Origin of the sequence: Pseudomonas fluorescens (genome assembly GCF_018614775.1) — a bacterium.
GTDB classification, from domain to species: domain Bacteria; phylum Pseudomonadota; class Gammaproteobacteria; order Pseudomonadales; family Pseudomonadaceae; genus Aquipseudomonas; species Aquipseudomonas fluorescens_BY.
Genome location: NZ_JAGGOF010000097.1, coordinates 79,192 through 98,907, shown reverse-complemented (window position 1 = coordinate 98,907; position 19,716 = coordinate 79,192). Strand labels below are relative to the sequence as shown.

The window sequence follows — 19,716 nt, the reverse complement described above, 5'->3', positions numbered from 1 at the left end:
CCTGCTCGCGATGGGGCCAGTCCAGGCGTCGACTTTTTTCCAGGCAAAAGAAAACCCCCGATAAACCAGCGGTCTATCGGGGGGTTCTTTCAGCAGGCGCTTCTCAGCGCTCGCCCGCTCAGCTTATTGGCAAGCTTCGCAATCCGGCTCGTCGATCGCGCAGGCCTTTGGCACTGGCGCAGGTCCGGCTGGAGCAGCCAGGACCGAGTCGTCACCGTGGTTGCCGCCGCTGGAAACAGCGTTCAGCTTGCCGGTGTTGATGGTCGACTTCTCGGTGCTGGTGGCGGCCAGGGCGCGGAGGTAGTAGGTGGTTTTCAGGCCACGGTACCAAGCCATGCGGTAGGTCACGTCGAGTTTCTTGCCCGAGGCGCCGGCGATGTACAGGTTCAGCGACTGAGCCTGGTCGATCCACTTCTGGCGACGGCTGGCCGCGTCGACGATCCACTTGGTGTCCACTTCGAACGCGGTGGCGTAGAGCGCCTTGAGTTCTTGCGGAATGCGCTCGATCTGCTGCACCGAACCGTCGTAGTACTTCAGGTCGTTGATCATGACCGAGTCCCACAGGCCGCGGGCCTTGAGGTCGCGAACCAGGTACGGGTTGATCACGGTGAATTCGCCGGACAGGTTCGATTTCACGTAGAGGTTCTGGTAGGTCGGTTCGATCGACTGCGACACGCCGGTGATGTTGGCGATGGTGGCGGTCGGTGCGATGGCCATGATGTTCGAGTTACGGATGCCTTTCTGCACACGGGCGCGAACCGGTGCCCAGTCCAGGGATTCGTTCAGGTCGACATCGATGTACTTCTGGCCGCGTTGGGCGATCAGGATCTGTTGCGAATCCAGTGGCAGGACGCCCTTGGACCACAGCGAACCCTGGAACGTCTCGTAGGCGCCGCGCTCGTCGGCCAGGTCGCAGGAAGCCTGGATCGCGTAGTAGCTGACCGCTTCCATGGACTTGTCGGCGAATTCGACCGCAGCGTCCGAACCGTACGGGATGTGCTGCAGGTACAGCGCGTCCTGGAAGCCCATGATGCCCAGGCCGACCGGACGGTGCTTGAAGTTGGAGTTCTTCGCCTGCGGCACCGAGTAGTAGTTGATGTCGATCACGTTGTCGAGCATGCGCACGGCGGTGTTCACGGTGCGTTGCAGCTTGGTGGTGTCCAGCTTGCCATCGACGATGTGGTTCGGCAGGTTGATCGAGCCCAGGTTGCAGACGGCGATCTCGTCCTTGTTGGTGTTCAGGGTGATCTCGGTGCACAGGTTCGAGCTGTGGACCACGCCCACGTGCTGCTGCGGGCTGCGCAGGTTGCACGGGTCCTTGAAGGTCAGCCATGGGTGGCCGGTCTCGAACAGCATCGAGAGCATCTTGCGCCACAGGTCTTTGGCCTGGACGACTTTGAACAGCTTGATCTTGTTGTACTCGGTCAGGGCTTCGTAGTACTCGTAGCGCTCTTCGAAGGCCTTGCCGGTCAGGTCGTGCAGGTCCGGGACTTCGGATGGCGAGAACAGGGTCCACTTGCCGTCATCGAAGACGCGCTTCATGAACAGGTCAGGGATCCAGTTGGCGGTGTTCATGTCGTGGGTACGACGACGGTCATCACCGGTGTTCTTGCGCAGCTCGATGAACTCTTCGATGTCCATGTGCCAGGTTTCCAGGTAGGCACAGACCGCGCCCTTGCGCTTGCCGCCCTGGTTGACCGCCACGGCGGTGTCGTTGACCACTTTGAGGAACGGCACGACGCCCTGGGATTTGCCGTTGGTGCCCTTGATGTACGAGCCCAATGCGCGAACCGGGGTCCAGTCGTTGCCCAGGCCGCCGGCAAATTTCGACAGCATGGCGTTGTCGTGGATGGCGCCGTAGATGCCCGACAGGTCATCCGGAACGGTGGTCAGGTAGCAACTGGACAGCTGCGGACGCAGGGTGCCGGCGTTGAACAGGGTCGGGGTCGAGGCCATGTAGTCGAAGGACGACAACAGGTTGTAGAACTCGATGGCACGGTCTTCTTTGTGCTTCTCTTCGATCGCCAGGCCCATGGCCACGCGCATGAAGAAGATCTGCGGCAGTTCGAAGCGGATACCGTCCTTGTGGATGAAGTAACGGTCGTACAGGGTTTGCAGGCCCAGGTAGGTGAACTGCTGGTCACGCTCGTGGTTGATCGCCTTGCCGAGTTTTTCCAGGTCGAACGTGGCCAGGACCGGGTTCAGCAATTCGAATTCGATGCCCTTGGCAACGTAGGCCGGCAACGCCTTGGCGTACAGGTCGACCATTTCGTGGTGGGTCGCGCTCTCGGCAACTTCCAGGAAGCTCAGGCCTTCGGCACGCAGGGTGTCCATCAGCAGGCGGGCGGTCACGAAGGAGTAGTTCGGCTCGCGCTCTACCAGGGTCCGCGCGGTCATGACCAGGGCGGTGTTGACGTCCTTGAGGGCGACGCCGTCGTAGAGGTTCTTCAGGGTTTCGCGCTGGATCAGGTCGCCGTCGACTTCTTCCAGGCCTTCGCACGCTTCGGTGACGATGGTGTTCAGGCGGCCCATGTCCAGCGGCGCCAGGCTGCCGTCGGCGCGAGCGACGCGGATGGAAGGGTGAGCCTGGACCGGTGCGTCGGCAGGGGTGCGGATAGCGCGTTCCTTGGCGCGGGAGTCTCGGTAGATCACGTAGTCGCGGGCGACTTTTTGCTCGCCGGCACGCATCAGGGCCAGTTCGACCTGGTCCTGGATTTCTTCGATGTGGATGGTGCCGCCCGACGGCATGCGACGCTTGAAGGTCGCGGTGACCTGTTCGGTCAGGCGCGCCACGGTGTCGTGGATTCGTGACGAAGCGGCAGCAGTGCCACCTTCAACTGCAAGGAACGCCTTGGTGATGGCGACGGTGATCTTGTCGTCGGTGTAGGCAACGACAGTGCCGTTACGCTTGATCACACGCAGTTGGCCCGGCGCGGTGGCGGCCAGATCCGGGCTCGAATCGGCGGCCAGCGGCGCGGTGCCCTGCGGGTTCTCGCGAGTTGTGTCGGTGTGCATGGGTGTCTCCACATTCTCTATGTTTGTTTGGGCGCCATTACGGTGCCCACCGTTCCGTCCTGAAGCACTACAACCGGCTGTCGCCGGGTATAACAACTTCGGGACAGTAGGAAACAGGCGCCTGGCGCCGCTTCCATCCGAAGTTTCTAGGCTGCGAGCCGAGGCTCGAAACCGGATTGCCGAGTAGCAGCATTGGACTGCAACACCCGTACCGTTTCGGTCGTTTTCGACCTCGAAACAGTCGCCATCCGCAAGGGCGGTCTGGGCTTGGGGAAAAGCGCTATTTCAGTTGGACAGAAGCAAGAAAAGCGCTTGAATTCTCTGTCCAACTAGTGTGTGGTTTTTGGCCTGAAACCCTACATGTAGGGTTTTTTTCGCGGCGGGCTACAAGATAATGCGTTTTAGGGGATGAATGCAACGTACTACCTGTGGATAAGCCTGTGCGTAATTTGTGTGCGAAACGTGGAACTCCTCTGTAGGCCGCGACCTAGCTGGAGCGAGGGTTTTTTCATCGTTTTCAGCGCCTGAAAAACAGCCCGATGGTTTTTGCGGGCGCGGACGTTACCACACAAAACCCACCTGACCGAACGCATTTACCGGCTTGTTTTCTTCGGGGGCGGCGTTTATACAATCGGCCGGTGTGTGGGAGTGAGTATTCATCTTAAACGTGACAGAAAAATGGGATTCCCTGTGGGAGCGAGCCTGCTCGCGAAGACGGCGGCGCAGTCCCCCTCATCCCAGATGACCCACCGCTATCGCGAGCAGGCTCGCTCCCACAGGGGCTGTGTCCTGTCAGTGGATCTGGCGGTGTGCTTCTCCTTCATCAGGTATTCACCATAAGAGGCCCCCCAGTGGAACAAGAAGCCTGGCAGGTATTGATCGTCGAGGATGACCAGCGTCTGGCCGAGCTGACCCGTGAGTACCTTGAAAGCAACGGGTTGCGCGTCGCCATCGAGGGCGATGGCGCGGTGGCGGCGGCGCGGATCATTGCCGAACAACCGGACCTGGTGGTCCTCGACCTGATGCTGCCCGGCGAAGACGGCCTGAGCATCTGCCGCAAGGTGCGCACGCAGTACGACGGGCCGATCCTGATGCTCACCGCCCGCACCGACGATACCGATCAGATCCAGGGCCTGGACCTGGGCGCCGACGATTACGTCTGCAAGCCGGTCCGGCCGCGCCTGTTGCTGGCGCGTATCCAGGCCCTGCTACGCCGCAGCGAGCCGGAGCCGTCCTCCCCACAAAAGCCGCGGCGCCTGCAATTCGGCCCGCTGGTGGTGGACAACGCGCTGCGCGAGGCCTGGTTGCAGGGCAACGGCATCGAGCTGACCAGCGCCGAATTCGATCTGCTCTGGCTGCTGGTGTCGAACGCCGGGCGCATCCTGTCCCGGGAAGAAATCTTCACCGCCCTGCGCGGCATCGGTTACGACGGCCAGGACCGCTCCATCGACGTGCGCATCTCGCGCATCCGCCCCAAGATCGGCGACGACCCGGACCATCCGCGGCTGATCAAGACCGTGCGCAGCAAAGGCTACCTGTTCGTGCCTGAAGCCTGCGTAGACCCGGCATCGTGAACTCGATCTTCCTGCGTATCTACGGCGGCATGTGTGCGGCGCTGGTGCTGGTAGCGGTGCTCGGCGTGCTGGCCCTGCACCTGCTGAACCAGACCCGCAGCGAGCAATACCGCGAGCGCCTGGCCCACGGCACGTTTTCGTTGATGGCCGACAATCTGCGGCCGATGAACGACACCGAACGGCGTCGGGCGCTGCTGGTGTGGGAGCGCCTGCTGGGCATCCCCCTGAAGTTGCAAACGTTCACCCAGACCCATCTGGACCTGGGGCAGCGCACGCGCGTGCTGCGCGGCCAGGCCTTGGTCGAGCAGACTGGGCCCCATGCGGCGAAGGTCTATCGGCTGGTCAGTGATGGCGAGCAACTGATGCTGGTGGGGGAAGTCCAGCAGATCAGCGAGCAATTGGCTCGGGCGACCATCTACCTGCTGGCCGATGAACTGGTGCGCTACCCGGTGGGCGAGCAACCCCGGCGGCTCGCGCAGCTCAAGGAAGAAAAAGGTTTCGGTTTTGATTTGCGGCTCATGACCGCCGAGCAGGCGGACATGGACGACGACCAGCGCCGCCGGGTGTCCGAGGGCGATACGGTGATGGCGTTGGGCAAGGGCGGCGACTCGATCCGGGTGTTCGCCGGTATGGTCGGTACGCCGTGGGTACTGGAAATCGGCCCGCTGTACCAGATGAATCCCTATCCGCCGGAGTGGCTGGTGCTGATTGCGGCGCTGGGGTTGAGCCTGATTGGCCTGATCGTTTATCTGTTGGTGCGCCAGTTGGAGCGGCGCTTGCGTGGCCTCGAATCGGCCGCCACGCAAATCGCCCAGGGCAGCCTGGAAACCCGGGTGCCGGCCCGTGGCGCCGACTCGATAGGACGGCTGGCCGCTGCGTTCAACGGCATGGCCGAGCACTTGCAGCAGTTGCTGGCGATCCAGCGTGAGCTGGTGCGGGCGGTGTCCCATGAGTTGCGCACCCCGGTGGCGCGGCTGCGTTTCGGCCTGGAAATGCTCGGCAGCGCCACCACGCCCCAGGCCCGGGACAAGTACCTGGCGGGCATGGACCACGACATCGAGGACCTGGATCGGCTGGTGGACGAGATGCTCACCTACGCGCGGCTGGAGCAGGGCTCACCGGCGCTGAATTTCCAGCGGGTGGACCTGGATGCGCTGGTCAATCAAGTGATCGATGAACTGGGCCCGCTGCGGGCCGGTATCACGGTCGAGCGCGGCCTGTGCCTGTCGGCGGCCGACTGCGACGGCGCCTGGGTCGAGGCCGAGCCGCGTTTCCTGCACCGGGCCTTGCAGAACCTGGTGGGCAACGCCATGCGCCATGCCAGCTCGCAGGTCACCGTCAGCTACCAGGTGGGCCAGTTGCGTTGCCGGGTGGACGTGGAGGACGACGGCCCCGGTGTGCCGGAAGCGGCCTGGGAGCGGATCTTCAAGCCGTTCCTGCGCCTGGACGACAGCCGCGCCCGCGCCTCGGGCGGGCATGGGCTGGGGCTCTCAATCGTGCGGCGGATCATCCACTGGCACGACGGCCGGGCATTGATCGGCAAGAGCAAGAGCCTGGGCGGAGCGTGTTTCAGCTTGAGTTGGCCGAGGCATCAGGACCGGTCTTGAGAGGTATGGCGCCTGCAAGGGCCTCATCGCGAGCAGGCTCGCTCCCACAGGTGTACGCATTCCAAATGTGGGAGCGAGCCTGCTCGCGATGAGGCCGTTCCAGGCAACCCTGAATTTCAGGTCTTGATCCCCACCAGACTCAACAACTGCCCATCCCGCACCGCAAACTGCGCCTGCAGTTCACTGCCATGGCGCCATTCGGCCGAGAGGTCGGTCAGCAACCGCAATCGCACCTGTCCGCCGGATGCCCATTCCAGCACTTCGGCGTGCTCGAAATAGAAACGCTGCCCGACGATCGGGTACAGCGCCTTGAACAGGCTTTCCTTCACGGAAAAGGTCAGGGTCACCAGCAGCGCCCGATCATCGCGGGGGAGGGCGGCCATGCGCAGCAATTCGGGCGGGGTGAGGATTTCACCGCACAGGCGCTCGGCGCGCTCGGGTTCGAGCAGGCTCTCCAGGTCCATGCCCAGCCCGCGCCAGTGTGCTTTTCCAGCGACGATGGCGGCGGCGCGGCCGTTGCTGTGGGTGATCGAGCCGCTGATATGCGCCGGCCACACCGGGGCCCGGTCTTCGCCGATGGCTGGCACGCAGGGCCGGCCGTCAAGCCGCTGTAAAGCCGCCCGGGCACAGATCCGCCCGGCGAGGAATTCCGCCTGACGCTTGGCCACCGAACGCTGGATGCTCGGCGGTGGCTCGATGGCGCAGTTCAGGAAATCATCGGCCGCCAGCAGCAATGGGTCGAAGCGGGTGCTCAGCAGCACCGTATCGGGCAGCGCATCGGGCAAGCACCAATGTTCATCCAGAGGCGAGCAGCAGGCGGGCAAGGCGGGGAGTGCATTCATGGCGGCATTTTGCCGGGTTGGCTGGACGCTGGGTAGAGGGCAAACCCTGGATGGCAAGCAAGCGGTGAAATTTTGGCAGCAAAGCTTGCTCGCGATGAAAGCGCCTCGGTCTACCGTGAACCGCGTCCACTGTGCTTGGCGCCTTCAAGGCTGGCGAACTTATAGTTGGCACCGGCCTTGTCCATCTCGCTCTTGAATGCGGTGACGTTGTCTTCGGTGACCATGCTGTCCAGCGCTCCGTGCTCGACCAGGAGCTTGGCCTTGACGCTGCCGGGAATCTCCTGGGTCTGGATGGCGGCGTGGCTTGCACCGCTCAAGGTCAGAAGTACAACGGCAAGCAACCTGCGCATGATGGATCTCCTTGAAAAAAGGGTTTGCACCAGACAGGACGCTCTAGCCGATTCATTCAGCGCAGGTTCAGAGAACGTTCAAGGGGGGTTCAGGGATCGCTGGTTAACGTGACCGGGACTTCACACACCACCCACGTTTGAAAGGAAACTGATCATGACTGCTATGAAAAGACTGCTGCTGGCTTTCACGGTGCTGGGTGCCAGCGCCGTCGCCCACGCCGATGACAACTTCGCCAGCCTGACCCTCGGCCAGACCAGCGACAAGGTCAAGAAATCCGATGCCCTGAACGACAACCTGAACCATCCGAATGCCGACGGCATCGTCGGCAAGGACACTACCTATGGCGTCCGACTCGGCAGGCAAAACGACCAGGGTCGCTACTACGCCACCTATGACAATGTCTCGGGGACTCACAACGGCATCAAGCTGCGCCAGGAAAACCTGTTGGGCAGCTACGACCTGTTCTATCCGGTCACCAGCAGCACCAGGTTGTTCGGCGGCGGCACGGCGGGCCTGACCAAGCTGACCCAGGATTCCCCCGGCTATAGCCGCGACAGTGACATCGGCTATGCCGTGGGCCTGCAGGGCGGCGTGCTGCAGCAAATTTCGCAGAACACCTCGGTGGAACTGGGTTACCGTTACCTTCGCAGCAACGCCAGCACCGAGATGAGCCCCCACGGCGGCGGCAAGGTCGGTTCCCTGGACCTGACCAGCAGCGCCCAGACCTACCTGTCCGCCAACTACACGTTCTAAGCGGTTCCACAAGGCCGATCCGGCGCCTGTCGTTGCGGTGCGCCGCGCCGGATTGATGTCTTTTTTGCCTGGAGAGGCTTTCATGAAGTTACTGGTCGTCGAAGACGAAGCGCTGTTGCGTCATCACCTGCACACCCGCCTCACCGACAGTGGTCACGTGGTGCAGGCCGTGGGCAACGCTGAAGAGGCCTTGTACCAGGTCGCGGAATTCAACCATGACCTGGCGATCATCGATCTCGGCCTGCCGGGCATCAGCGGGCTGGAATTGATCCGCCGGCTGCGCGCTCAGGACAAGACCTTTCCGATCCTGATCCTGACCGCCCGCGGCAACTGGCAGGACAAGGTTGAAGGCCTGGCCGCCGGGGCCGACGACTACGTGGTCAAGCCGTTCCAGTTCGAAGAGCTGGAGGCGCGCTTGAATGCGCTGTTGCGCCGCTCCAGCGGCTTCACCCAGTCGACCATCGTCGCTGGTCCTTTATTGCTGGACCTCAATCGCAAGCAGGCGTCCTTGGGCGATGAGCCGCTGGCGTTGACCGCCTACGAATACCGCATCCTCGAATACCTGATGCGTCATCACCAGCAGGTGGTCGCCAAGGACCGCCTGATGGAGCAGCTTTACCCCGATGACGACGAGCGTGATCCGAATGTCATTGAAGTACTGGTCGGGCGCCTGCGCCGCAAGCTGGAGGCCCCGGCCGGCTTCAAGCCGATCGACACCGTGCGGGGCCTGGGCTACCTGTTCAACGAGCGCTGCCAGTGATTCGTTCGCTGCGACTGCGCTTGATGCTCGCCGCCATGACCCTGGCGGCGTTGTTCATGCTGGCGCTGCTGCCGGCCATGCAAGGTGCGTTCAGCCTGGCGTTGCAGGATTCCATCGAGCAACGCCTGGCCTCGGACGTGACCACGCTGATTTCCGCCGCCCGGGTGGAAAACAACCACTTGAAGATGCCGACGCAGTTGCCCGACGAGCGCTTCAACCTCGCCGATGCCCGTTTACTGGGCTACATCTATGACCGCGACGGGCGTCTGGTCTGGCGCTCGAAGGCCACCCGCGAAGAAAACATCAATTACACGCCGCGCTACGACGGCCAGGGCAACCAGTTCGCCCGTATCCGCGAGAACGACGGCCAGGAGTTCTTTGTCTACGACGTCGAGATCCAGCTACTCGGCGGCCAGAACGCAGCGTTCAGCATCGTCACCCTGCAACCGGTTCGTGATTACGAGGTGACCCTGCAAGGTCTGCGGGACAACCTCTACCTGGGCTTTGGCGCGGCTCTGCTGGTGTTGCTGGCGCTGCTGTGGATCGGCCTGACCTGGGGCCTGCGGGCACTGCGGCGCCTGAGCCAGGAGCTGGACGAAATCGAAAGCGGCGCCCGGGACAGCCTCAGTACCGAGCACCCCCGGGAACTGTTGCGCCTGACCGGCTCCCTCAACCGCTTGCTGTACAGCGAACGCGAGCAACGCAGCCGCTACCGGGATTCCCTCGATGACCTGGCCCACAGCCTGAAAACCCCGCTGGCGGTGTTGCAGGGTGTCAGCGAAGACATGGCCCGGCGCCCCGAGGACCGTGGCCAGGCCTGGGTGCTGCAATCGCAGATCGAGCGCATGAGCCAGCAGATCGGCTACCAGTTGCAGCGCGCCAGCCTGCGCAGGAGCGGGCTGGTGCGCCATCAGGTGCGCTTGCGCCCGGTGCTGCAAAGCCTGTGTGACACCCTGGACAAGGTCTACCGGGATAAACGGGTCAATGTCGGTTTCGACCTGACGGAACACTGCCAGATGCCGATCGAACAAGGCGCCCTGTTGGAAATGCTCGGCAACCTGCTGGAAAACGCTTATCGACTGTGTGTGGGCGAGGTACGTGTCAGCGTGCACCAGGCCCTCGGTGGCATGGAACTGTGCGTCGAGGACGATGGACCCGGCGTGCCACCGGATCAGCGGGCGCGGATTCTCCAACGGGGCGAACGACTGGATCGCCAGCACCCTGGGCAGGGGATTGGCCTGGCGGTGGTCAAGGACATCATCGAAAGCTACGGCGCCACGTTGACTCTGGACGATTCAGCGTTGGGTGGGGCGGCGTTTCGGATTCATTTTCCGGTGGTTTGACTGGAGCAGGGTGTGTTGCCACTGGCGCCATCGCGAGCAAGCTCGCTCCCACACGAGAACGGTGAGCGCCGCCCTCCCAGGTCTGTAAATACTTGTATGTCACTGCTCAGTTCTCCAGCGCCCGATAAGCCCCCGGCGTCACCCCCGTCCACTTCTTGAACGCCCGATGAAACGCCGACGGTTCCGAGAACCCCAACTGCTCGGCGATCTGCTGCAATGACAAATCCGCTCGCCCCAGATGATAGATGGCGATATCCCGCCGCAGTTGGTCCTTGAGCTCCTGGAAGCTGGTGCCTTCCTCGCGCAGATGCCGGCGCAACGTCTGGGGGCTGATGTGCAAGTGAGCCGCGACGGTGTCCAGGTCAGGCCAGCGTGCCGTGTCGCGACTGAGCAGGCGGCGCAGCTGGCTGCTCAGGCTGTGGCCATCGTCCGGGCGCGATAGCAGGTCGGCGGGGGAGCGTTCCAGAAAATGCTTGAGGGTGCGTTCGTCCTGCAGCAATGGCATCTCCAGGTAGCGGCTGTGGAACAACAGGCTGCTGCCGTGGGCCTCGAATACCAGGGGGCAGGGGAACAGCAAGTCGTACTCGGCCGCGTGGGCGGGCCTGGCATAGCCAAAGGTCGCCTGTTCCAGGCCGATCCGCTGACCAATCAGCCAACTGCCGAGGCGATGCCAGATCACCAGCAGGCTTTCGCTGAGGAAATGGTCCGGATCCCACAGCGTCGAGCCGTCCAGCACCAGCCGCACCCGCTCGCCTTCGGCCTCCAGTGTCAGGCTCGGAGCGTCGGGGAACAGGCTATAGAACAACAAACCACGTTGAAGGGCCTTGCCCAGGGTGCGGCAGTGGATCACCGCGTGACACATCATCGCAAACGTCCCGGGTTTACTCGGGGCGCGACCGAACCCCAGGTATTCATCGCCCAGCTGTTGCCACAGCGTTTGCAACAGGCGCGCAAACTGTTCCGGCGCGAGGCGAGCCCGTGGCTCATCCAGCAGTTCGGGGCTGATGCCCAGCTGGTGCAACAAGGGGAAATAGTCAAACCCTTGCCGACGCGCGCCGCCCAGGGCTGCGCGGGCGTAGTGGCTGGCGATTGTGCGTTGGCGCATGGCAGGCAAGTCCGTCCGTTAAGCGGGCGATGGTAGCAGGGGAGGTCGGTTGGACAAGGCGGATATCCGCCAAATCCCGGAACTGGAAGCGGCGTGCAGGCGGAAATCCGCCACCTTGGGCGCGCTGTTTAACCCCATGTGAAATCCGCAAACCCTTCTGCTATACAGGATGTAGGGCTTTTCGAAAAAGTGGCGCGTGCTTTGCAATACGTTAAGTAGGTCTGCCCCGTGCAGCCGCCAAAACAAATCCCTCCAGTGCAGGAGGGTTCGCAATTGAGGTTTCGTGGACGACAGGTGGATGTTGTCACACGGGACGCTTGAGGAAGTTTGCCATGACGACTCGTCAGCCCCTGTACAAATCCCTGTATTTCCAGGTGATCGTAGCCATTGCCATCGGTATTTTGCTCGGCCACTTCTACCCGCAGACCGGTGTTGCCCTCAAGCCGTTCGGTGACGGGTTCATCAAACTGATCAAAATGGTCATCGCCCCGATCATCTTCTGCACCGTCGTCAGCGGTATTGCCGGCATGCAGAACATGAAATCGGTCGGCAAGACCGGCGGCTACGCACTGTTGTACTTCGAAATCGTTTCCACCCTCGCCCTGCTGATCGGCCTGGTCGTGGTCAACGTCGTGCAGCCGGGCGCCGGCATGCACATCGACGTGAACACCCTGGACACCAGCAAGATCGCCGGTTTCATCTCCGCCGGTAAAGACCAGAGCATCATCGCGTTTATCCTCAACGTGATCCCGAACACCATCGTCGGCGCGTTCGCCAACGGCGACATCCTGCAAGTGCTGATGTTCTCGGTGCTCTTCGGTTTTGCCCTGCATCGCCTGGGCTCGTACGGCAAGCCGGTGCTGGACTTCATCGATCGCTTCGCCCATGTGATGTTCATCATCATCAACATGATCATGAAACTGGCCCCCCTGGGTGCGTTCGGTGCCATGGCATTCACCATCGGCGCCTACGGTGTCGGTTCGCTGGTGCAGTTGGGCCAACTGATGATCTGCTTCTACATCACCTGCGTGGTGTTCGTGCTGGTCGTGCTGGGCGCCATCTGCCGTGCCCACGGCTTCAGCGTGATCAAGCTGGTCCGCTATATCCGTGAAGAACTGCTGATCGTGCTGGGTACTTCCTCGTCGGAATCGGCCCTGCCGCGCATGTTGATCAAGATGGAACGTTTGGGCGCCAAGAAGTCTGTAGTAGGCCTGGTGATCCCGACCGGCTACTCGTTCAACCTCGACGGTACGTCGATCTACCTGACCATGGCTGCGGTGTTCATCGCCCAGGCCACCGACACCCACATGGACATTTCCCATCAGATCACCCTGCTGCTGGTGCTGCTGCTGTCGTCCAAAGGGGCTGCTGGCGTGACCGGTAGCGGCTTCATCGTGCTGGCGGCTACCCTGTCCGCCGTGGGCACCTTGCCGGTGGCCGGCCTGGCGCTGATCCTGGGTATCGACCGCTTCATGTCCGAAGCCCGCGCCCTGACCAACCTGGTGGGCAACGCTGTCGCCACCATCGTGGTTGCCAAGTGGGTCAAGGAACTGGACGAAGATCAACTGCACACCGAGCTGGCTTCCGGTGGTCGCGGTATCTCCGACGTTCGTGAAGAGGACGAGCAGACTGTCGCGGCGCAAGCCTCGACGCCGAGCACTGTGAAGTAATCTTCAAGCTGCCATGAAAAACCCGCTTCGGCGGGTTTTTTCATGCCTCGGATTTCTGAAGGCAAACGTGCCCCCTCGCCATGAAGGCCTGAGCACAATCGTCAGTCAAAGTGACGAGTACGGTAATTGCCCCACCGCCGGTCCCTGCCTAGTCTTCAGCCATTACCCATCGGAGATCGCCCATGCAAGGCCCACTGGCATCGCTCAAGGTTCTCGACTTCTCGACCCTGCTGCCCGGCCCGTTCGCCTCGTTGTTGCTGGCGGACATGGGCGCCGAGGTGCTGCGCATCGAGTCGCCGACCCGTCCGGACCTGTTGCGGATATTGCCGCCCCATGACCAGGGGGGGGCCGCCAGCCACGCTTACCTCAATCGCAACAAGCGCAGCCTGGCCCTGGACCTCAAGCAGCCGCAAGGGTTGGCGGTGATCGAACAGTTGCTGGCCGACCACGACATCCTGCTGGAGCAGTTTCGTCCCGGCGTGATGGAGCGACTGGGCCTGGGGTACGAGGCGTTGAAGGCGATCAATCCGCGGCTGATCTACGTGTCGATCACCGGCTACGGCCAGACCGGGCCCTACAAGGACCGCGCCGGCCACGACATCAACTACCTGGCCCTGGCGGGGCTGGCCAGCCATACCGGCCGCGCCGACAGCGGGCCATTGCCCTTGGGGATCCAGGCGGCAGACATCGCGGGTGGTTCGCTGCACGGGGTGATCGGGTTGTTGGCGGCGGTGATCGCCCGTCAGCAGACCGGGCAGGGTCAGCACCTGGACGTCAGCATGACCGACTGTGCATTCAGCCTGAACGCCCTGGCCGGCGCCGGTTACCTGGCCTGCGGGGTGGAACCGGGTTGGGAAAGCCATGTGCTCAACGGCGGCAGCTTCTACGACTATTACCGCACTCGGGAGGGTCGCTGGATGTCGGTGGGCAGCCTGGAACCGGCCTTCATGCAGGCGCTGTGCGAGGCCTTGGGGCGACCGGAACTGGCGACCTGGGGATTGTCCCCTGACCCCGAGCAACAGCAAGCGCTCAAGCAGGCGCTGCAAGCCGAGTTCGAAAAACACGACTTCGCTGAGCTATGCCGGCTGTTCGCCGGGATCGATGCCTGCGTCGAGCCGGTGCTGAGCCTTGAAGAAGCGCTGCGGCATCCGCAATTGCAGGCCCGGCAAGTGGTCACGCACGTGCCCCGTGGTGATGGTTCGAGCCAGGCGCAGATCGCCTGTCCACTGAAATTTTCGGACGGGCTGCCGGAGCCTCGACATGTCGGCGCAGGGTTGGGCGCGCATACGGACCAGGTGCTGGGGGAGCTGGGGTTCAGTGATGAGCGGATTGCTCAGTTGCGTGCTGCCGGGGTGGTTTTGTAGGGGGCTTCAGGGCCTCATCGCGAGCAGGCTCGCTCCCACAGGTTTTTTGCAGTGTCACAAATCCAGTGTGGGAGCGAGCCTGCTCGCGATGAGGCCAGTCCAGACACCCCAAAAGCAGGCTACTCCACCCGCGTCTCCCCACTGAACACCAACGTCCCACGGCAACTGCGGCACAAGTACCGTCGCCCCTGGCGCACCAGGCTGTGGCGCTGGGCCGAGAACGGGAAATCGTTGGCCGCGCAGGGGCATTTGTAGATGTAGCGGGTCACGCTGCGGCGTTTGACTTCATAGGTGTGGCAACGGTTGGGCGGCAGTTCGTACACCCCGCGCATGATCAATTGCCACTCTTCGCCATGGGGTTGGATACGCTCGCCGAACAATTGATGAGCGATCAAGTGCGCGACCTCATGGGCGACGGTCTGCTTGAGAAAGTCTTCGGCGTTTTCCCGGTACAACTGTGGGTTGAAGCGCAGCAGGTTCTCATGCAGGTGGGCGACACCGGCCTTCTGGCCGCGCAATTTGAAGCTGACCACCGGGCGTTTGAAAGGACGTTTGAAAAAGGCTTCGGCTTGTTGATAACACTCTTCGACGCGGGTATTGAGTAGATCGAGCATGCTTTACGGGTCTCCAGAGACCCGAGTATGCCGCAAGCGTCGACCGTTGCGAATCGCTTGGGCGCCCAGTGGTCGTTTCGACCGTGGCCAACACAGGCCGCCTTGCGGCGGCCTGTGTTGGCAGGTTCATGTGTTACAGGAGCGCTTCAATCATTCAGTTGGTATACACCGGGCCGACGCCCAGCCCCCAGACAATCACGGTGAACGCCATGATGGCGACCAGCACCACCAGGCCGACGGCCAGCACCGAGCTGGAAAACAGGAAGCCTTCGTCCTGGGGAATGTTCATGAAGGTCGGCAAGCCCACATACAGCAGGTAGACCGTGTAGCAGATCGCTGCCGTGCCGACGATCATCCCCAGCCACATGTGCGGGTAGAGCGCCGCCAGGCCGCCGATGAACAGGGGTGTGGCGGTGTAGGTGGCAAACGCGACGCAACGGGCCAGGCTTGGGTTGGCATCGTAGGTGCGGGCCATCCAGTGGATGAAAGCCCCCATCACTGCCACGCCGCCAAGCATCGCCAGGTACGACATGACGGTCATCCACAGCGCGCTTTCCTGGGTCAGCATCACGGGGGGGCGACTGCCGATGACCCAGCCCACCTGCGTTGTGCCGATAAACGCCGACACCGCCGGAATGGCCGCCAGGATCAGCGTGTGGGTCAGGTACATGTGGCTGATGCTTTCCTCCTGATCGCCACGGATTTCCTTCCATTCTTGATCAGGGTGGGTAAAGAGCCCCACGACATGATGGATCATAGTCAGTCACTCCTTTGTTATTGCCATCGCCCCCCAACGGAGCGCCTACGGGCCAAGTGGCCAAGTAAGTAAAGGTCTGAATGTGTGTGCGACCTTATGACGCAGTATAGAAAGGAGTTGTGCCGAGGGCTTAGAGCAAATTGCACTGTTGGGCTAAGGGGTAATTGCGGATAGCTACAAGCTGCAAGCTGTCAGCCGCAAGAAACAGCGGCAGGGGTTCGGCTTGAGCTTGCCGCTTGTAGCTTGCTGCTTGCCGCTTTGCAATAATGCCGGCCTTTCGTCACACCTCACGGATTTCGCGTCATGGGCACTCTTACGGTCAACCAGAACAAACTGCAAAAGCGCCTGCGCCGCCTGGCCGGTGAGGCGGTCGCCGATTTCAACATGATCGAGGACGGTGACAAGGTCATGGTCTGCCTGTCCGGCGGCAAGGACAGCTACACGATGCTCGACGTGCTGATGCACCTGCAGAAGGTTGCCCCGATCAAGTTCGAGATCGTCGCCGTGAACATGGACCAGAAGCAGCCCGGTTTTCCCGAGCATGTGTTGCCGGCTTACCTCGAATCGCTGGGCGTGGAATATCACATTATCGAGAAGGACACCTACTCGGTGGTCAAGGAATTGATTCCCGAGGGCAAGACCACCTGCTCGCTGTGCTCACGCCTGCGCCGCGGAACGCTGTATACCTTCGCCGACGAGATCGGTGCGACCAAGATGGCCCTGGGGCACCACCGCGACGACATCGTCGAAACATTCTTCCTGAACATGTTCTACAACGGTTCGCTCAAGGCCATGCCGCCCAAGCTGCGCGCCGATGACGGGCGCAACGTGGTAATCCGGCCGTTGGCCTACTGCACTGAGAAAGACATCCAGGCTTATTCGGATTTCAAGCAATTCCCGATCATTCCCTGCAACCTCTGCGGCTCCCAGGAAAATCTGCAGCGCCAGGTGGTCAAGGAGATGCTCCAGGAGTGGGAGCGCAAGAATCCAGGGCGTACCGAAAGCATTTTCCGTGGCTTGCAGAACGTCATCCCATCGCAACTGGCGGACCGCAATCTGTTCGACTTCACCAACCTGCGCATCGACGAAAGCGCCGCTTCGCGCTTCGTCAATGTAGTGAACCTCTGACGACGCCAAGACCTCATATCGACGGCGCTCGCGAGCGCCGTTTTCATTCGGACCCCAGGAGAGGGCATGCGCGATTACAAGTGGCTGCACGAGTATTGTCTGAACCGCTTCGGTTCGGCGGCGAAACTGGAAGCCCACCTGCCGGTGCCCAAGACCCCGGCGCAACTGCGCAAGATCAGCGATGACCGCTACCTCTCGACCCTGGCGTTGCGGGTTTTTCGCGCCGGTCTCAAGCACAGCCTGGTGGACGCCAAGTGGCCCGCGTTCGAAGAAGTGTTCTTCAAGTTCGACCCGGAAAAAGTCGTGCTGATGAGTGCCGAACACTTGGAGCGGCTGATGCAGGATGCGCGGATCATCCGGCACCTGGGCAAGCTCAGGAGCGTGCCGCGCAACGCCCAACTGATTCTGGACGTGGCCCATGAGAAGGGCAGTTTCGGCGCGCTGATCGCCGATTGGCCGGTGACCGACATCGTCGGCCTGTGGACTTACCTGAAAAAGCACGGCCATCAACTGGGCGGCCTTTCGGCGCCGCGCTTCTTACGAATGATGGGCAAGGACACCTTCGTGCCCAGCTATGACGTGGTGGCAGCGCTCGTTGCCCAGAAGATCGTCGACAAAGTCCCCACCAGCCTGCGGGGCCTGGCGACGGTGCAGAATGCTTTCAACCGCTGGCATGAAGAGAGTGGTGGGCGGCCAATGAGCCAGATCTCGATGATGCTGGCGTATACCGTGAATCACTGACACCGAGTCGCATTCATCGCGAGCAGGCTCGCTCCCACACTGGATCTGTGGCGTTCACAAATCCCCTTGTGGGAGCGGGCTTGCTCGCGAAGGCGGTCTGTCAGGCGACGGAGATATCACCTTCACCCGCCAACCGCCGATTCAACTGAAACCGCCAGCGCACATACAACAGCGCCGAGCAGAACACCGCCAGGCTCGCCAGCATTTCCAGCACGCCGAACAGTTGCCGGTTCGGGTCATACGCCGCCAGCGCGCCCTTGATGAAATACAGGTTCACCACGAAACACATCCACGAGTGCCCGCGGGCGCTGCCGGTGAGCATGCCGGGTGCGAGGATCAGCAGCGGCACCAGCTCGATCAGCAGGATGACCCAGGGCCGGGCGCCATGCAGGTCGGCGATCAGCAGGTAGTAGCCGCTGAGCAAAGCCACCAGGCCGAAAAAGCACAGCAGGCTGAGGACGCGGGCGATACGGACGCGCGGTTCCAGCCAGTGGGTGGACGGCAGGATCTTCGGCTTCTTAGCCACGGCCGTTCTCCAGCAACCGGGCAGTCTTCGCCAGGCGCGAGCCCAGGGCCCGGCACAGCGCGACTTCGTGTTCGTTCAAGCCACTCTTGCCGTCACTTCCGGCGTGATGGCTCGGGCCGTACGGTGTACCGCCGCCCTCGGTGTCGATCAGCGCCGATTCGCTGTAGGGCAGGCCGGTGATCAACATGCCGTGGTGCAACAGCGGCAACATCATCGACAGCAGGGTGGTTTCCTGGCCGCCATGCAGGCTGGCCGTGGAGGTGAACACCCCGGCCGGCTTGCCCACCAGGGCGCCGGTCAGCCACAGGTTGCTGGTGCCGTCGAGAAAATACTTCAACGGCGCAGCCATGTTGCCGAACCGGGTCGGGCTGCCCAGGGCCAGGCCGGCGCAGTTTTTCAGGTCATCGAGGGTGGCGTACAGCGGGCCCTGCTCGGGGATGTCCGGCGACACCGCTTCGCACTCGGTGGAAATTGCCGGCACCGTGCGCAACCTGGCCTCCAGCCCGGCCTGCTCGATGCCGCGGGCAATCTGCCGGGCCATTTCGTGGGTGGAGCCGCTGCGGCTGTAATACAACACCAGGATATACGGCGTGCTCACGGCAGGATCTCCAGGATCTTCTCCGGCGGACGGCCGATCACGGCTTTGTCAGCGGTTTCCAGGATTGGCCGCTCCATGAGTTTCGGGTGGGCAGCGAGGGCGGCGATCAACTGTGCCTGGCTCAGGCTTTCGTCAGCCAGGTTGAGGCTTTTGTATTCTTCTTCGCCGGTACGCAGCAGTTGCCGGGCGGTAATGCCCAGCTTGCCCAGCAAGCGCTCGAGTTGCGCGGCGTCGAGCGGCGTTTCGAGGTAGCGGACCACGGTGGGTGCCAGGCCTCGGGCCTCCAACAGTTCCAGCGCACCGCGGGATTTCGAGCAGCGCGGATTGTGATAAAGCGTCAGATCGGTCATGAGCGGGTCGCATCTTGCGTAAGGTGGCGGCTATTCTACTGTGCCGCGAGGTCCCAGGCACAGACAGGGGCAATGGGTCGCGGCAGCTCACCTTCAGACAAGGATTGGCACATGGCAAGGCGATTGATGGCGGCACTGACATTCATGGGCATTTTGTTGCTCGCCGGCTGCGGCAACGACTACGGGGTGGACCAGAACGGCCAGGCTATCGCCTCGCAGCGGCTGGACAAGCAATGGCTGGTGCTCAACTACTGGGCGGAATGGTGCGCGCCGTGCCGCACGGAAATCCCCGAGTTCAACGCCTTGGCCGAGCAGCTCAAGGGCCGCCACGTCGGCGTGTTCGGGGTCAATTTCGATCAGGTACAAGGCGAGGAACTGAAGGCCGCCAGCGACAAGATGGGCATCCGCTTCACCGTGCTGGCCCGGGACCCCGCCGAGATCTTCGACCTGCCGCGCAGCGAAGGGCTGCCGGTGACCTACATCATCGACAACCAGGGCAAGGTGCGCGAGCAGTTGCTCGGGGAGCAGACAGCGGCGGGGGTGATGGCCAAGCTTGAGGCGTTGCAGGCGCTGAAGTGACGATCGTTCCCACGCTCCGCGTGGGAACGATCAGGGGGG

General features: G+C 62.3%; 18 protein-coding genes and 1 pseudogene. 10 read left to right on the top strand and 9 right to left on the bottom strand.

From position 1 onward, the window contains the following. Positions 1-123: 123 nt before the first annotated feature. Positions 124-3,015 carry a ribonucleoside-diphosphate reductase subunit alpha gene (locus J7E36_RS22240; protein ID WP_215007956.1) on the bottom strand — a complete coding sequence of 964 codons (2,892 nt, stop codon included), beginning with the start codon at positions 3,013-3,015 and terminating at the stop codon, positions 124-126. An 851-nt stretch (positions 3,016-3,866) separates the two neighbouring features. On the opposite strand from J7E36_RS22240, the gene J7E36_RS22235 reads away from it, so the two are divergent. Both J7E36_RS22235 and J7E36_RS22230 read left to right on the top strand, forming a co-directional pair. Continuing rightward, the gene (locus J7E36_RS22235) at positions 3,867-4,589 is read left to right on the top strand and encodes a response regulator transcription factor (protein ID WP_215007953.1); all 723 of its coding nucleotides are present in this window, start codon (positions 3,867-3,869) and stop codon (positions 4,587-4,589) included. Further along, on the top strand, positions 4,586-6,196 hold the full coding sequence (locus J7E36_RS22230) for an ATP-binding protein (protein ID WP_215007951.1): 1,611 nt from the start codon (positions 4,586-4,588) through the stop codon (positions 6,194-6,196). The genes J7E36_RS22235 and J7E36_RS22230 overlap by 4 nt, the downstream gene beginning before the upstream one ends. Positions 6,197-6,312: 116 nt before the next feature. Here the strand turns inward: J7E36_RS22230 and J7E36_RS22225 are convergent, their stop codons facing one another. Then, complete coding sequence (locus J7E36_RS22225; RefSeq protein WP_215007948.1) at positions 6,313-7,038, bottom strand: 4'-phosphopantetheinyl transferase family protein; 726 nt, start codon at positions 7,036-7,038, stop codon at positions 6,313-6,315. A gap of 131 nt (positions 7,039-7,169) precedes the next feature. Beyond that, positions 7,170-7,319, bottom strand: a pseudogene (locus tag J7E36_RS22220) (dienelactone hydrolase family protein); the annotation flags it as partial. Positions 7,320-7,542: 223 nt separating this feature from the next. Between J7E36_RS22220 and J7E36_RS22215 the strand changes: the two are divergent. The 3 genes from J7E36_RS22215 to J7E36_RS22205 all read left to right on the top strand — a co-directional run bounded on the left by J7E36_RS22215 (position 7,543) and on the right by J7E36_RS22205 (position 10,245). Continuing rightward, a complete protein-coding gene (locus J7E36_RS22215; RefSeq protein ID WP_215007945.1) occupies positions 7,543-8,142 on the top strand; it encodes a porin family protein in 600 nt (199 codons plus the stop codon). An 82-nt stretch (positions 8,143-8,224) separates the two neighbouring features. Continuing rightward, positions 8,225-8,902, top strand: coding sequence for a response regulator (locus J7E36_RS22210; RefSeq protein WP_215007942.1), 678 nt, complete (start codon positions 8,225-8,227; stop codon positions 8,900-8,902). Further along, positions 8,899-10,245 carry an ATP-binding protein gene (locus J7E36_RS22205; RefSeq protein ID WP_215007939.1) on the top strand — a complete coding sequence of 449 codons (1,347 nt, stop codon included), beginning with the start codon at positions 8,899-8,901 and terminating at the stop codon, positions 10,243-10,245. Before J7E36_RS22210 ends, J7E36_RS22205 begins: the two co-directional genes overlap by 4 nt. Before the next feature lie 106 nt (positions 10,246-10,351). Here J7E36_RS22205 and J7E36_RS22200 read toward each other — a convergent pair whose 3' ends face one another. After that, positions 10,352-11,350 carry an AraC family transcriptional regulator gene (locus tag J7E36_RS22200; protein ID WP_215007936.1) on the bottom strand — a complete coding sequence of 333 codons (999 nt, stop codon included), beginning with the start codon at positions 11,348-11,350 and terminating at the stop codon, positions 10,352-10,354. A gap of 332 nt (positions 11,351-11,682) precedes the next feature. On the opposite strand from J7E36_RS22200, the gene J7E36_RS22195 reads away from it, so the two are divergent. Both J7E36_RS22195 and J7E36_RS22190 read left to right on the top strand, forming a co-directional pair. After that, positions 11,683-13,020 carry a dicarboxylate/amino acid:cation symporter gene (locus tag J7E36_RS22195; protein WP_215007922.1) on the top strand — a complete coding sequence of 446 codons (1,338 nt, stop codon included), beginning with the start codon at positions 11,683-11,685 and terminating at the stop codon, positions 13,018-13,020. A gap of 182 nt (positions 13,021-13,202) precedes the next feature. After that, on the top strand, positions 13,203-14,384 hold the full coding sequence (locus J7E36_RS22190) for a CaiB/BaiF CoA transferase family protein (RefSeq protein ID WP_215007919.1): 1,182 nt from the start codon (positions 13,203-13,205) through the stop codon (positions 14,382-14,384). A 119-nt stretch (positions 14,385-14,503) separates the two neighbouring features. Here the strand turns inward: J7E36_RS22190 and J7E36_RS22185 are convergent, their stop codons facing one another. Continuing rightward, positions 14,504-14,998: a SprT family zinc-dependent metalloprotease gene (locus J7E36_RS22185; protein ID WP_215007917.1), complete on the bottom strand. Its 495-nt coding sequence runs from the start codon at positions 14,996-14,998 to the stop codon at positions 14,504-14,506. A gap of 154 nt (positions 14,999-15,152) precedes the next feature. Continuing rightward, on the bottom strand, positions 15,153-15,755 hold the full coding sequence (locus tag J7E36_RS22180; RefSeq protein ID WP_215007915.1) for a Yip1 family protein: 603 nt from the start codon (positions 15,753-15,755) through the stop codon (positions 15,153-15,155). 303 nt (positions 15,756-16,058) lie between these two features. On the opposite strand from J7E36_RS22180, the gene ttcA reads away from it, so the two are divergent. Both ttcA and J7E36_RS22170 read left to right on the top strand, forming a co-directional pair. After that, complete coding sequence (gene ttcA, locus J7E36_RS22175; RefSeq protein WP_215007913.1) at positions 16,059-16,883, top strand: tRNA 2-thiocytidine(32) synthetase TtcA; 825 nt, start codon at positions 16,059-16,061, stop codon at positions 16,881-16,883. A 66-nt stretch (positions 16,884-16,949) separates the two neighbouring features. Beyond that, a complete protein-coding gene (locus J7E36_RS22170) occupies positions 16,950-17,624 on the top strand; it encodes a DNA-3-methyladenine glycosylase I (protein ID WP_215007911.1) in 675 nt (224 codons plus the stop codon). A gap of 100 nt (positions 17,625-17,724) precedes the next feature. Here the strand turns inward: J7E36_RS22170 and J7E36_RS22165 are convergent, their stop codons facing one another. From J7E36_RS22165 to arsC, 3 genes are read right to left on the bottom strand one after another with little or no spacing between them, the layout of a single operon-like run. Then, positions 17,725-18,150 carry a DUF2069 domain-containing protein gene (locus tag J7E36_RS22165; protein ID WP_215007908.1) on the bottom strand — a complete coding sequence of 142 codons (426 nt, stop codon included), beginning with the start codon at positions 18,148-18,150 and terminating at the stop codon, positions 17,725-17,727. After that, a complete protein-coding gene (gene wrbA / locus J7E36_RS22160; protein WP_215007905.1) occupies positions 18,143-18,748 on the bottom strand; it encodes an NAD(P)H:quinone oxidoreductase in 606 nt (201 codons plus the stop codon). Before wrbA ends, J7E36_RS22165 begins: the two co-directional genes overlap by 8 nt. Further along, a complete protein-coding gene (gene arsC, locus J7E36_RS22155) occupies positions 18,745-19,098 on the bottom strand; it encodes an arsenate reductase (glutaredoxin) (protein ID WP_215007902.1) in 354 nt (117 codons plus the stop codon). Before arsC ends, wrbA begins: the two co-directional genes overlap by 4 nt. Positions 19,099-19,209: 111 nt before the next feature. Here arsC and J7E36_RS22150 point away from each other — a divergent pair, with 111 nt between their 5' ends. Next, a complete protein-coding gene (locus tag J7E36_RS22150; RefSeq protein ID WP_215007899.1) occupies positions 19,210-19,677 on the top strand; it encodes a TlpA family protein disulfide reductase in 468 nt (155 codons plus the stop codon). Positions 19,678-19,716 lie beyond the last annotated feature (39 nt).